This is a genomic window from Cupriavidus sp. FW305-26, assembly GCF_058787975.1.
This window is the reverse complement of sequence record NZ_JBYTAH010000003.1, coordinates 72,008-86,096: the sequence shown is the minus strand read 5'-3', so window position 1 is coordinate 86,096 and position 14,089 is coordinate 72,008. Positions and strand designations below refer to the sequence as shown.

At 63.2% G+C, this 14,089-nt stretch carries 11 protein-coding genes; 1 reads left to right on the top strand and 10 read right to left on the bottom strand.

Features of this window, described 5'->3' with window-relative positions:
- Positions 1–152: 152 nt before the first annotated feature.
- On the bottom strand, positions 153–1,271 hold the full coding sequence (locus AC3WQZ_RS03425; RefSeq protein WP_058697525.1) for a branched-chain amino acid ABC transporter substrate-binding protein: 1,119 nt from the start codon (positions 1,269–1,271) through the stop codon (positions 153–155).
- A 236-nt stretch (positions 1,272–1,507) separates the two neighbouring features.
- Positions 1,508–2,746, bottom strand: a complete 1,239-nt coding sequence (locus AC3WQZ_RS03420) for an aminotransferase-like domain-containing protein (RefSeq protein WP_058697524.1) — start codon at positions 2,744–2,746, stop codon at positions 1,508–1,510.
- Between the two features lie 687 nt (positions 2,747–3,433).
- Here AC3WQZ_RS03420 and AC3WQZ_RS03415 point away from each other — a divergent pair.
- The gene (locus tag AC3WQZ_RS03415) at positions 3,434–4,333 is read left to right on the top strand and encodes a helix-turn-helix domain-containing protein (RefSeq protein ID WP_058697523.1); all 900 of its coding nucleotides are present in this window, start codon (positions 3,434–3,436) and stop codon (positions 4,331–4,333) included.
- A gap of 118 nt (positions 4,334–4,451) precedes the next feature.
- On the opposite strand, the gene pntB is transcribed toward AC3WQZ_RS03415, so the two are convergent.
- The 8 genes from pntB to AC3WQZ_RS03375 form a co-directional block, all read right to left on the bottom strand.
- Positions 4,452–5,909: a Re/Si-specific NAD(P)(+) transhydrogenase subunit beta gene (gene pntB / locus AC3WQZ_RS03410; RefSeq protein ID WP_058697522.1), complete on the bottom strand. Its 1,458-nt coding sequence runs from the start codon at positions 5,907–5,909 to the stop codon at positions 4,452–4,454.
- 24 nt (positions 5,910–5,933) lie between these two features.
- On the bottom strand, positions 5,934–7,556 hold the full coding sequence (locus tag AC3WQZ_RS03405; protein WP_058697521.1) for a Re/Si-specific NAD(P)(+) transhydrogenase subunit alpha: 1,623 nt from the start codon (positions 7,554–7,556) through the stop codon (positions 5,934–5,936).
- Between the two features lie 434 nt (positions 7,557–7,990).
- Positions 7,991–9,784, bottom strand: a complete 1,794-nt coding sequence (locus AC3WQZ_RS03400) for an acyl-CoA dehydrogenase (protein WP_058697520.1) — start codon at positions 9,782–9,784, stop codon at positions 7,991–7,993.
- A 147-nt stretch (positions 9,785–9,931) separates the two neighbouring features.
- Positions 9,932–10,726, bottom strand: a complete 795-nt coding sequence (locus AC3WQZ_RS03395; RefSeq protein WP_058697519.1) for an enoyl-CoA hydratase-related protein — start codon at positions 10,724–10,726, stop codon at positions 9,932–9,934.
- A 29-nt stretch (positions 10,727–10,755) separates the two neighbouring features.
- Complete coding sequence (locus AC3WQZ_RS03390) at positions 10,756–11,631, bottom strand: DMT family transporter (RefSeq protein ID WP_058697518.1); 876 nt, start codon at positions 11,629–11,631, stop codon at positions 10,756–10,758.
- 80 nt (positions 11,632–11,711) lie between these two features.
- Positions 11,712–12,485 carry an enoyl-CoA hydratase/isomerase family protein gene (locus AC3WQZ_RS03385; RefSeq protein WP_058697517.1) on the bottom strand — a complete coding sequence of 258 codons (774 nt, stop codon included), beginning with the start codon at positions 12,483–12,485 and terminating at the stop codon, positions 11,712–11,714.
- Complete coding sequence (gene badI / locus AC3WQZ_RS03380; protein WP_058697516.1) at positions 12,482–13,282, bottom strand: 2-ketocyclohexanecarboxyl-CoA hydrolase; 801 nt, start codon at positions 13,280–13,282, stop codon at positions 12,482–12,484. Before badI ends, AC3WQZ_RS03385 begins: the two co-directional genes overlap by 4 nt.
- 18 nt (positions 13,283–13,300) lie before the next feature.
- Positions 13,301–14,068: a glucose 1-dehydrogenase gene (locus AC3WQZ_RS03375; protein ID WP_058697515.1), complete on the bottom strand. Its 768-nt coding sequence runs from the start codon at positions 14,066–14,068 to the stop codon at positions 13,301–13,303.
- Positions 14,069–14,089: the final 21 nt, after the last annotated feature.

Below are 14,089 nucleotides of genomic sequence, written 5' to 3'. Positions count from 1 at the left end.
CACACGGCCCGAGCTGATCGATGCTCGCGCTTCCGGTGCGAGCGCGTGCGCCCGATCCATGAGGCTCTTGATCAAGCCCCCATCCCGCATGCTCGATACCAAACGCCCCGCTCGCCGAATGAGTAGCGGGGCGTTTCGGCAAAGGCGCTGGCTCAGTTGACAGCTGTCTTCGTGGCATCCTTATGCCAGGTGAAGACCACGAACTGGAACGACTTCAGGTCGCCCTGGGCATCGTATTCGACCTTGCCGATCGGGGTCTGGAAGGTCTTCTGGTGCATGAAGGCCGCAACCTTGGCGGGATCGGTGCTCTTGGTTTCACTGATCGCATCGGCGATGATCTTCACGCCCGCGTATGCGGACATCTGGAACGGACCATTGACGTCACGCTTCTTGTCGGCAAAGGCCTTGACAAGCGCAGCATTGGCCGGATCGGCCGAGAAATTGGCCGGCAGCGTCACCAGCATACCCTCGGAGGCCGCTCCGCCAATCGATGTCACATCCTTGTTGCCCACGCCCTCCGGTCCCATGAAGGTTGCCTTCACGCTCTGCTCCCGCGCCTGGCGCAGCAGCAGCCCCATTTCGGGGTGGTAGCCGCCGAAGTAGACGAAGTCCACACCCTGCGACTTGAGCTTGGTGATGATGGCCGAGTAGTCGGTATCACCTGCATTGAGGCCCTCGAACAGAACCACCGGTACCTTGGCAGCATCCAGCTCTTTTTTCACCGCAGCAGCAATGCCCTGACCATAGGACTGCTTGTCGTGCAGCACGGCCACCTTCTTGGGCTTGACCTTGGCGATGATGTACTGGGCGGCGACAGGCGCCTGCTGGTCGTCACGGCCGATGGTGCGGAAGATGAGCTTGCGCTTCTTGCCCTCGGTGATTTGCGGCGCAGTGGCAGTCGGAGTCACCATCACAACGCCTTCGTTCTCGTAGATCTCGGAAGTCGGGATAGTCGAGCCGGAGCAGACATGTCCGATGACGAACTTGATGCCCTGGCTCACGATCTTGTTCGCCACTGCTACGGCCTGCTTCGGTTCGCAGGCATCGTCCATGATGACAGGTTCGAGCTTGTTCCCACCGGCTCCGCCAGCGGCATTGATCAGTTCGATAGCGGTCAGGGCTCCGGCTTTGATCATGTCGCCGTTCTGGGCCATGGGACCGTTCATGGGGCCGGCAATGGCAATTTTGACCGTCTGGGCCTGTGCCGACAGGCCAAGGAAGGTCAACACAACTGCCGTCCCGATCGAGCGAAGGTTCTTTGTGGATTTCATGGATGTCTCCTGGGTTGAAAAAGTCAAGGGTGCTCGACTGGTGTGCGGCTTTCATTGCGCCGCTTCCAAGGTGTACCCTGAAGCGAAGGCACGCGCTCAGGTCAGAGCATCAGCACGAGGCAGCCGGCCGTGTGGCGGCGTTCTAGCGCGCGACCACCAGGGGTGTGGATGCTGACTACTTGAGCCATTGATGTTCTCCTAGTGGCTCTTGTTGCGGACACTGTCCGGGCTTGAGGTCACACGCCCGCAGACTTCAGTTTTCGAACTGCCTGGGCCAGACGGCGCACCCCTTCGGCGAGCCGCTCAGGAGAATTGGCGGTGAAGTTCAGTCGAAGCGCGTTGCGGCTTTTCACCCAAGGATCAAATGCGCTACCCGGCCCTGCAAGGACACCGACTTCGGTGCCGACGGACACAAGGCGATCAGTGTCCATCGAAGGATCCCGCGCGGTGGCCCACACGAACATTCCACCAACAGGCACCTCCCACACAAACCATTCGGCAAGGTGTTCCGCCATGGCAGCGCAGAGTGCGTCGCGCCGCTCCCGATACAATTCGACCATCCGAGGGCTCAGCCGCTCCATCAGACCGCTGTCAATGGCGGCCAGGGCAATCCGCTGATTGAGGCCGCTCGAGCAGAGATCCGCACCTTGCTTTGCCGCGGACAGCATCTGGATCATCTGGGGGGCTGCGATGATCCAGCCAACACGAAGCCCCGGCGCCAACTCCTTCGAGACGCTGCCCAGATGGATGATGGGACCTTCGTACCCTCCCTTCCCCAAGCGCTCAGCCGAGAGTTCGATCATCCGAGGCAAAGGCACTCCCTCGTATTGGAGGGCGCAGTAGGGATCGTCCTCGACTAGCCACACTCCCGTCCGGTGGGCGGCATCGACCATCGCATTGCGGACCGAGACGCCAACCAACCTGCCTGTAGGGTTGGAGAAGTTCGGCACCGAGTAGACGAACTGCGCACCCTCGAAGGAGGACAGGGGGTCGAACGCGTCGTCTTCCAGCACAAGATTGCGATACCGAGGTGCCCGTGGCCTCCAGGCGTCCATAGCGCCGACATAGCTGGGGAACTGGGCAGCAATGACGTCCCCCTGCTCGATCAGCACCTTCCCAATGAGATCCAGACTCTGGGTGCCGCTGGCGGTAAGCAGGACGTTTTCACGCCGCAACCGCAGCACAGGCGAGCTGTAGCGCGTGGCAATCGCATCGCGCAGCTCCGGAAGACCATCGGTGGGAGCATACCCGAGGCAATCCTGCGGATGCTTCAAGATCACCTCCCGAGCGTAAGTGGCCAACTCCTCAGTCGGAAAAACTGTCGGCTCGGGCAATCCCCCGGCAAGATTGATCAAACCCGGAATACGCCCGGCGGCGACAAAGCGAGCCGTCAGGTCGTTCCTTGTCGCCAGCCACGCGGCGTAGCGGGGTCCCTTGACAGCGACCACGAGGGATTGGTGCGCCAGTTTAGTCATCCTGGAAGCCTTTCTCGGGCGCCATGGACGCTTCGACAGGGTCCGTGGCGAATACGAACTCACACTCACCCCAACCGTCGGGGGGCGGCCGGTGCCAACAACCATCCTGCCACCTCTTCAAGCGGGGTCTCTCTGTCTTCGAAAACGCATGATCCAAGCGGAACTGTCCGCGTCGAATACACATGGGTGACAGTACCGACAACAGTACCGCTGGCTAACACCATCCGTATTGCTCTGATTTGCGGAGCCGTTGCACCACCTTGGGAATATTTCGGGCGCCGGACAACCCATCCAAATCGCTCAGGCCACTTGATGTCAGCCTTGACAGGGCACACAAAATGGCCTGCCCGATTGTTTTGCGATACGGCATCACCATGGGCCGGGCGACGTTGCCTGTCAGATCAGATCTGAGAGTCCCGACCGACGAAATGACTGCCCGACAGGGATCCCGTACGATACTGTTTCTCAACGCCAAGATCGGGCGCCAATGCACGACAACGGCAAGGCCGAAGCGGCACATCTTTTGCATGTGACTGGCTGACCGTGAGCCTCCCTGCGTCCCAACAAACCGCCCTTGAGTCCGTAAATGACAGAGCAGCCAACGCACCGATGTATCAAAATGCCTTTACAGACTCCCGATGGATGGGCTCAACCGTGCGATGCCCGAGTAAACTAGGGGTGAAAAAAATGGAGACTTCCGCGATCCATGTGAGCGAGGTCCTTTCTCAGACCAGCGCTCGTCTTTGGCGCAAGGGAACGGCCGCGTGCGGCCTTGCCTTTGCGGAATGGGAGTGGCGGGACGCTGAAGGTTGGGCGAACTACGACCAGCCGGATCACCATACGCTGAGCGTGTATCTTGACGGTGGAGACAAGATCGTCCGTGCGGACAGGCAACTGCTTGGAGGAGGTCCCGACAAGTTTTGTTTGATGCCTGCGGGACATGCAAGCCGGTGGCACGTCGGGGGACCGATTCGAATGTTCCATCTCTACATCGATCCGGCTGTTCTCGCCTACCAGGCCCATGCAGCATTCGACATCACCCCGCGCCGGATCGATCTGCAGGATCTCACGTTCGTTGATGACCCGGCGCTCGCAATGATCGTGAGAGGAGCCGTCCTTCCCCTCGACTGGTCCGATCTCGCCGATCGAATGGCGCTCGAATCAGCCTGCCATTTGCTTCTTCATCGCCTGCTGCGCCACCACACCAACCGAGCAACAACAGAGGTCATAAAAGGCCGCTTGGCTCCCGCTGTCCAGAGAAACATTATCGAGTACATCGAAGCGAATCTGAGCTCTGCCCTCAAGCTCGAAGAGTTGGCTTGCCGAGCCAAGCTCAGCACCTTTCACTTTGCAAAGATGTTCCGTGCAAGCGTGGGATTGCCCCCCCACGCTTATGTCGCAAAGCGGCGTGTCGATCGGGCAAAGTCTCTTCTTCACGACGGCAAGTTGGAGCTCGCGCAAATCGCCCTGGCCTGTGGCTACGCTTCGCAGAGCCATTTCACGAGAGCCTTCAAAGGGGAAGCAGGCATGACCCCCGGTGCGTGGCGACGCGTCCAGGAGGTGAGACTCAGGGGCCTGGGGGATTGAATTCCGAGTTGGCGCCCGGGCGGGAGGAAGTCTATGGCGTCCGCGGGAATTCACCCGCCCCAACGCGCCGTCATCGAACAGCTCAAGGACGAGGTCTCCATTCGGATCAAATACGAGCCTATCCAGCCGATGGATCAATCCAAGGAGCCGACTTCTGCATTCGGCCTCCTTTGAGCGCGGCCAGCCCTTCGTCCAGCATCTTCTTGGCGTCGCCGAACAGCATTCGGTTGTTCTCCTTGTAGAACAGCGGGTTATCCACGCCGGCGTATCCCGAAGCCATGGAGCGTTTCATGACGATCGAGTGCTTGGCCTTCCAGACCTCCAGCACCGGCATGCCCGCGATCGGGCTGGTCGGATCGTCCTGCGCCGCCGGGTTCACGATGTCGTTGGCGCCGATGACCATCGCCACGTCGGTGTCCGGGAAGTCCTCGTTGATCTCGTCCATCTCCATCACGATGTCGTAGGGCACCTTGGCCTCGGCCAGCAGCACGTTCATGTGGCCCGGCATGCGGCCGGCCACCGGGTGGATGGCGAAGCGCACATCCACGCCCTTCTCGCGCAGCGCCTTGGTGATCTCGTTGACCGTGTGCTGGGCCTGCGCGACGGCCATGCCGTAGCCCGGCACGATGACCACGCTCTTTGCCTCGCGCAGCATCTCGGCGGTTTCGGCGGCGCTAATGGGCGTGACCTCGCCTTGTGGCGAGGCGGCTTCGCCCTTCTTGGCCGACTTGCCCGCGCCGGAGCCGAAGCCGCCGGCGATCACGCTGATGAAGTTGCGGTTCATCGCGTTGCACATGATGTAGCTCAGGCTCGCGCCCGACGAGCCCACCAGCGCGCCTGTGACGATCAGCAGGTCGTTGTTCAGCATGAAACCGGTGGCGGCCGCGGCCCAGCCCGAGTAGCTGTTGAGCATGGACACCACCACCGGCATGTCAGCGCCGCCGATGGCCATCACCATGTGCACACCGAATAGCAACGCGATCACGGTCATCACGACCAGGGCCGTCATGCCGGCGCCGCTTTCGTGGGTGCCCAGGAACTGCTTGCCGAACCAGATCACCACCAGCAGCGCAACGAGGTTGAGCCAGTGGCGCGCGGGCAGCAGCAGTGGCTTGCCGCCGATCTTGCCGTTGAGCTTGCCGAAGGCGATCAGCGAGCCCGAGAAGGTGACGGCGCCGATCAGGATGCCGACGTAGATCTCCACCTCATGGATGGCCTTCTCGGCGCCGCTGAACTGCACCGAGGTATCGACATAGCTGGCAAAACCCACCAGGCAGGCCGCCAGGCCCACCAGGCTGTGCATGAGCGCGACCAGTTCGGGCATCTGGGTCATCTTTACGATCTTCGCGGCGTAGAAGCCGATGCCGCCGCCGATGACCAGCGCGATGACGATCCAGGCAATGCCGCCCGAGCTCACACGCGGGCCGAACACCGTGGCCAGCACGGCCAGCGCCATGCCGACCATGCCCAGCAGGTTGCCGCGGCGCGAGGTTTCGGGGTTCGAGAGCCCGCCCAGGCTCAGGATGAAAAGTATGGCGGCGCCCAGGTAGGCCACCGTCGACAAGCTGTGGGACATGTTCCGTTCTCCTCGTCGTTCTGGTTATTTGCGAAACATGGCCAGCATGCGGCGCGTGACGGCAAAGCCGCCGAACATGTTGACGGCCGTGAGCACCAGCGCAGCAAAGGCCAGCCAGCGGATCAGCTCGTCCGGCCGCCCGCCGCCCACGCCGTCGGGCGGCGCGATCTGCACCAGCGCGCCGATGGCGATGATGCTGGAGATGGCGTTGGTCACGCTCATCAACGGCGTGTGCAGCGCGGGCGTGACGTTCCACACCACCATGTAGCCGATGAAGCAGGCCAGCGCGAACACCGTGAAGTGGCTCAGGAAGGCCGCGGGCGCATAGGCGCCGATACACCAGAACAGCACGGCCGCCACGCAGAAGATGAGGGTCAGCGCCTTGGCGGACATGGGCGCGCCGGCGCCATGGCCGTGGCCGTTCTTCTTCTCGGCGACGGGGACCGCCGCCGCCTTGGGCGCCGGCACGGGCGCAGCCTTGAGCGGCGGGGCCGGCCAGGTGATAGCGCCATCCTTGATGAGGGTCAGGCCGCGGATCGCGTCGTCCTCCATGTTGACCACGGCCACGCCGTCCTTGGCCTTGCACAGTTCCTCGGTCAGGCGCAGCAGGTTGGTGGCGTACAGCGTGGACGATTGCTTGGCCAAGCGCGACGCGAGGTCCGTGTAGCCGATGATGGTCACGCCATGGCGCACCACGGCCTCGCCGGGCACCGTGAGTTCGCAGTTGCCGCCCTGCTCGGCGGCCATATCCACGATCACGCTGCCGGGGTTCATGCTCTGCACCATCTCGGCGGTGATGAGCTTGGGTGCGGGCTTGCCGGGGATCAGCGCGGTGGTGATGATGATGTCCGCGTCCTGGGCCTGCTGGGCGTACATCTGGCGCTGCGCGGCCTGGAAGCCTTCGCTCATGACCTTGGCGTAGCCGCCGCCGCCGGAGCCGTCTTCCTCGTAGTCCACCTTGACGAACTCGCCGCCCAGCGACTTGACCTGGTCGGCCACCTCGGCACGCGTGTCGTTGGCCCGCACGATGGCGCCCAGATTGGCCGCCGTGCCGATGGCGGCGAGGCCCGCCACGCCGGCACCGGCGATGAACACCTTGGCAGGCGGTACTTTGCCCGCCGCCGTGATCTGGCCATTGAAGTAGCGGCCGAAGGCATGGGCCGCCTCGATGACGGCGCGGTAACCGGAGACGCCAGCCGTAGAGGTCAGCGCATCCATCTTCTGGGCGCGCGAAAGTGTGCGCGGCAGGCAGTCGATGGCGAGGACCGTGGCCTTCCTGGCGGCGAGCTGCTGCATCAGCTCGGGGTTCTGCGCCGGCCAGATGAAGTCGATCAGTGTGCCGCCTTGGCGCATCAGGCCCACTTCCTCGGGGCAGGGCGGGCGCACCTTGAAGACAATGTCCGAGGCGGCCCACAGCGCCGCGGCATCCGGCAGCACTTCGGCCCCGGCGGCGCGATAGGCTTCGTCGCTGAAGTTGGCGGCCTCGCCCGCGCCCGATTCGATGGCGACCGAAAAGCCCAGCTTGATGAGTTTTTCCACCACGTCGGGCACGGTGGCTACACGTTTTTCGCCGGGGAAAGTTTCGCGGGGGACGCCGATGCGCTGGGTGTCACTGCGCTGCGCTGCCAAGCTTGGGTCTGTCTGCATGAAAGATCCTCTCCTGATATTTGGTAATCCTTCTGGTATGGCCCTATGCCCGTTGGGCTGGGGATCCGAGCGAAACCTCGCCGAGTGACCGCTTGCAACGGCAAGCGGCCCCAAAGAAGCCAGGAGCCGACTGAGATATGGCGCCGCACCAGCCCTCGAAGGAACGTTTGAAGACACTACCCCGTAATACCTTCTCTTTCATGAAGATCCGCCGACCCAAATCGCCACGGTGCACGGACGAGTATTCGGAACTAACACCTACAGCAGCGTGAAAAATAGGCAGCGTGGTTTTCGCATACGACCTTCCTCGCCGGAAGCCTTGCCAAGGCTTCCCGTAGAGTCAGGCCACTCGACCACGCGATCACAACGCTCGCGCATTTACAGCACAAAACACTAACTGTGTTCGCGCAATGGCATTGCAAGTCGTCGCCTCTTCAAAACGCCGCTTCAGGGAACGCCAGCGTGGCGCCAGCGCCAGAAACGATGGTATGACGCAGCCCCGCCGACTTGGAAAGAACGTGGTCAACGTAGAAGCGGCAACTCAGTATCTTGCTGCTCAAAAATTCCGAACCTGGATCCGATTCAAGGAGCCGGTTCGCAGCCAATGCGGCGCGACCCATCTGCCACCCACCCGCCACGATACCCAAGAGCTCCAGGAACGGCCCAGATCCCGCCAGAGCAGGCTTGGGGCCGCCTGCCCACGACTTCACGAGCGATTCGACTGCCGCCTCGAGATCGCCGATGCCCTTGTTCAGCTGAGCCCCGATAGCGCGCAGTTCGGCATGCGCGTGGGATGCCAGGTCGGCCTGCACCTGCCGCATGCGCACGATCACCGCGCCGATCGCGTGTCCGCCATCGCGACCGATCTTGCGTCCAACCAGATCCATCGCCTGGATGCCCGTGGTACCTTCATAGATCGTCGTGATGCGAGCGTCGCGCAGATACTGGGCCGCCCCGGTTTCCTCAATAAAGCCCACGCCGCCGTGAACCTGGATGCCCATGGAGGCAACATCCAGCCCGGTTTCCGTGAACCATCCCTTGGCGATAGGCATCATCAGTTCGACGAAAGCCTGGTGGGCATCCCGGACTTCCGCATCCGGATTGAGCGCCGCCTGGTCCATGCTTCCCGCCATCACCGCCGCCAGCGCGCGCATGGCCTCGATCCGGGATTTCATGCTCAACAGCATGCGGCGCACATCAGGGTGGCGGATGATCGGAACCTTGGCGCCAGTCTCGCCGCCCTGCTCCACACCTTGAACCCGCTCCCGTGCATAATCCCTGGCTTTCTGGTACGCGCGTTCGGCCAAGCCGATGCCCTCCAGACCCACGGCGAAACGCGCCGAGTTCATCATGATGAACATGTATTCCAGCCCGCGGTTCTCCTCGCCGACCAGATGGGCCACCGCTCCCGCCCCATCGCCAAAGGCCATGACGCAAGTGGGCGTGGCGTGCAGGCCAAGCTTGCGCTCGATCGACACCGCCCGGACGTCGTTGTGCTCGCCCAGCGAACCATCGTCGTTGACCAGGACCTTGGGCACCGCGAACAGCGAGATCCCCTTGGTTCCGGCCGGGGCGCCTTCGACCCTGGCAAGCACCAGATGCACCACGTTAGGGACGAGATCATGGTCCCCATAGGTGATGAAGATCTTGGTGCCGTGCAGCCGATAAGCGCCATCGGCTGCGCGGGTAGCGCGGGTACGCACAGCGGACAGGTCGGAGCCTGCCTGGGGCTCGGTTAGCACCATCGTGCCGGTCCATTCGCCGCTGATCATGCGCGGCAAGTACCGCTGCTGCAGTTCGGGCGAGCCCGCGTGCCGCAATACGTTCACCGCCCCCCGTGACAGCAGGCTCAGCAGGCCGAACGCCACGCTCCCGCTGTTCCACATTTCTTCGACCGCAGCGGCCAGCACACCGGGAAGGTTCTGTCCGCCCAGTTCTTCGGGGGCGGCCAGTGCCGGCCAGCCAGCTTCGACAAAGCGCGCATAGGCCTGCGCCCATCCGGCAGGCATGCGCGGGAGGCCGTCTTCCAGGCGAACACCTTCGACGTCGCCCGAATGATTCAGAGGCGCGATGACCTCGGAGGCAAAAACCCCAGCCTCTTCCAGCACGGCTCGAGCGACATCTGGAGTGGCCTCGCCATAGCCGGGCAGCGCCGCAATTTCGTGCAGGTCCGCCAGTTCATTCAGCACGAACTGCATGTCCTGCATGGGTGGTGTGTAGTGACTCATAGGGCCTCCTATGGCGAAGCGTTTGCGTCCATCAATGCAAACAGGTGGAAAAATTTCTTGTTCGTCTCCCCAACTGGGTTGGGTGCCTGGTTCCGGCAGAGCCAGCGCCTGAGACATTGGCAGGGACTGGCTGCGACAACATGCCGGTCACTCGCCGGTGAAGTTCGGAGCCCGCTTTTCTGTAAATGCCTGCAAGCCTTCGCGATAGTCGGCACTCCATCCCATTTCGCGAATGAAGCTGGCCTCCATGAACAGTTGCTGCTCCAAGGTATGGCCGGTGGCCGCATGCATCAGTTGCCGAGTGCGTACCAGCGCCTTCGTCGGCATCCGGGCGATCCGTGCTGCCAGAGCGTCGATGGCGCTTGCGAATTCCGAGTCGTCGACCACCTGCCAGATGAGTCCCCATTCGGCCGCCTTGGTGGCCGGCAGCTTCTCGGCGAGCATTGCCAGACCGAGCGCACGCACAGTGCCAACGGATCGCGTGAGGAACCACGTACTCCCGGTATCCGGCGTCAGCCCGATCCTGGAGAAGGCCTGCAGGAAATACGCGGATTGCGCTGCGACCACCAGATCGCAGGCCAGGGCAATGGAGGCACCGCCTCCGGCAGCCAACCCTTGAACCGCCGCGACCGTGGGGACATGCAGGTTCTGCAAGCGCATCACCAGCGGCTTGAAATACCGCTCCACGAGATTGCCGATGTCCGGCAACTTGCCATCGACGGCCTGCATGGCGGGATCGGCGAGATCCTGTCCCGCGCAGAAGGCGCGCCCCGCCCCGCCGAGCACCAGAACCCGCAACTGGCGATCGGCTTCAATGCGGGACATGGCCTCATGGATCTCAACCATGGTCGCCGCGTCGAGGCTGTTGAGTTTTTCCGGCCGGTTCAGGACGATGCGAGCCACACCGCTTTCGACCGTGAACAGAATGTTCTTGAATGTCATGGTCCTTCTCCTTCGGGAAGTGATCGAACTTAGTTCTGCTTACGCACGACGATTCCCACGCCGATTGCAGTGGCCACCGTACCGGCGACCGTCAGGCCCGTGATCGGCTCACCAAAAAGCATCCACGCCATCACCGCTGTGGTCGGAGGCACGAGGTAGAAAAGACTGGTGACGGAGGTTGCGGCGCCACGCTGGATCAGCAGGTACAGCAGAGAACTGCCCCCCAACGTCAGCCCCAGCACCGACCAGGCCATGGCCCCTGCCAATTCGGAATTCAGTCCTCCTGCGGCATCGACCCACTGCATCGGCTCCGTTTCCAGCAACGCCAGGGGCGTGGTGACCGCAAACGCCGCCAGCAGTTGGATGAAGCTGGCAGTGCGGACATCGCAGGGCGTCACGAACCGCTTTTGGTAAAGCGTTCCCGCCGTGATGCCCAGCAGGGCCAGCAGCGCACCACCCAAGCTGGCAGGGCCGACCTCTCCGAAGCCCAGCTTCGCCCACACCACCAGCAGCAAGCCCAGCAGTCCGAGAAAAAGGCCAACCCATTGCGCCCCTGTCACTCGGCCGCCTCGGCGGGAGAGCCAGATCGCTGTCAGAACCGGCTGCAACCCGACGAGCAGTGCAGTCAGACCCGCGCCCATCCCCAGCTTCACCGCGCTCCAGACGCCGCCAAGGTAGATGGCGTGCATCAGCATCCCGGTGACGCTCAGGTGCAGCCAACCCCGCGCGCCCTGCGGCCAGGTCGCCCGCGCGGCAAGCGCCCAGACGCCAAAGCAGCCGACCGACAAGGCATAGCGCGCCGCCAGGAATTTCATCGGCGGTGCATGCGGCATGCCGTATCGGGCAACCACAAAGCCCGTGGCCCAGATGACCACAAACACAAAGGGCATCGAGCGCACCAGCATCGGACTCGCCGCCGCATGCACCGGCTCCGGGAGATGAAGGTCGCTGGAAATAAGGGACTCCTGGTCTGAAGGCGACGCGCTCAATGTCCGGCGAACTGAGGCTTGCGCTTGCCCAGGAAGGCGGTGACGCCTTCATCGGCATCCCAGGTCTGGGTCGCCGCCGAGAAGCACTCTGCCTCCTCCTGCAGCCCATCCTCCAGGCGCATGGACTGCGAATGCCGGATGGCCTCGAGTGCATGGCCCAGCGATGCCGGAAACGGCTCTCCGAGGCTTTTCAGGTAAGCGGCTCCCGCATCGACCGGGTCTTCGGCTTCGACGATGCGATGGATGAGACCGATGCGTTCAGCTTCCTGGGCATCGATCGCACGGCCGCTGGCAATCAGCTCGACGGCTCGCCCAACGCCAACCAAGCGGGGCAGACGCTGCGTGCCTCCGTAGCCGGGAATCAGGCCCAGCTTGATTTCGGGGAGCCCGAGGCGCGACGTGGGCGTCGCGATGCGAAAGGTGCAGGCCATCGCCAGTTCGAGCCCGCCCCCGAACGCCACCCCGGTAATAACGGCGACCGAGGGGATGCGCAGCCTGTCCAGCTTGGCAAACACCAACTGACCACGCCGTGCGGTTTTGCGCTGCTGGTCGGCATTCTTGCCCTGCAGTTCGCCCACGTCGGCGCCGGCGCAAAAGGCCTTGCCACCGCCTGCGCCAACGATGAGCAGCGCCCGAGCCTTCGACACAGCAACCTCGTCAAGGCGCTCCGCGATCTCGCCCACCATTTCGGCGTTCAAGGCATTCAATGCCTTCGGACGGTTCAGCGTCAGTACCGCGACATCCTCACGGTAGGTCAGTTCGGCACTCATGCCTGGCTGCCTTCGTCAGGCTGGGGACGGAAGCGGGGCTTGCGCTTTTCCATGAAGGCCTTGACGCCCTCGTGCGACTCCTCGGTGCCGTAGTACAGCGCCAGCGCCTGCATGCCCAGGCCGCCGATACCGCGGATCGAATCCGAGTCGGCATTGAAGGAGCGCTTGGCGATGGCGATAGCCGTGGGGCTCAGCGCCAGGATTTCATCGCACCACTTCTGCACTTCGGCATCGAGCTGGTCGGCGGGCACCACGGCATTGACCAGGCCCATGGCCAGCGCATCCTGCGCCTTGTAGCGACGGCACAGGTACCAGATCTCACGGGCCTTCTTCTCACCGACCACGCGGGCCAGGAACGCCGTGCCGAAGCCGGGATCCACCGAGCCGACCTTGGGGCCGACCTGGCCGAACTGCGCCGTCTCGGAAGCAATCGCCAGATCACAGCAGGTCACCAGCACGTTGCCGCCGCCGATCGCATAGCCGTTGACGCGGGCGATCACGGGCTTTGGCACCTCGCGGATCAAGCCCTGCAGCTCCTCGACCGGCAGGCCGACCAGACCACGGCCGTCGTAACCACCGTCATGCGCGGACTGGTCGCCGCCGGTGCAGAACGCCTTGTCGCCCACGCCGGTCAGCACGATGACGCCAACAGCCTTGTTCCAGCCGGCGCGGTGCAGCGCGTCGATCAGCTCATCGCAGGTCTTGCCACGGAAGGCGTTGTACTTCTCGGGGCGGTTGATCGTGATGCGGGCAACGCCGCCCTTTTCTTCGTAGAGAATGTCGGTGTAGTCGCTCATGTTCGTCTCCTGATGGGGTTAGCCGTGCATGGTCAGGCCACCGGACACCGACATGACCTGGCCGGTGATGAAGTTGGCATCGTCACTCGAGAGGAACGCCACGGCGCCGGGAATGTCCTCGGGCTGGCCGAGGCGTTTGAGGGGGATGGCACGCTTCAGGCCGTCGTAGATCTTCTGGCCGAACTCACCGCCACCCGTGAAGGACTGCAGCAGCGCGGTGTCGGTCGGACCGGGACACACCACGTTGACGCGCACGTTGTTGCGCGCGGTCTCGCGTGCCAGCGTCTTGCTGAAGGCGATGATGCCGCCCTTGCAAGCAGCGTAGACCGATTCTCCCGACGAGCCGACGCGGCCCGCATCGGAGGCGATGTTGACGATCTTGCCGCCACCAGCCTCCACCATGAGAGGAACCACGGCGTGCTGCAGGCTCAGCGGCCCCTTGAGGTTGATCGCGATCAGCTTGTCCCACAGATCGGGAGTGGTCTCGACGAACTGCATGGCCACGTCCCAGCCAGCGTTGTTGACCAGGATGTCGATCTGCTTGAGGTCGGCATGGATCCTCTGCACGGCCTTGGCAACCGCATCGTGATCCGTGATGTCCAGCTGAACCGTGGCCAGTTGACCCGCGTACTGCTGGAACTGGCCCTTGAGTTCATCGAGGCCGGCCTGGTTCAGATCCAGGGCGGCAACGCGCGCGCCCTCTTCCAGGAAGCGTTGCACCAGGCTGCGCCCGATGCCGCCGGCTGCGCCAGTGATGATGGCGACTTTGTCTTTGAGTCCACGCATAGGAATGCTCTCCTGTAGTAA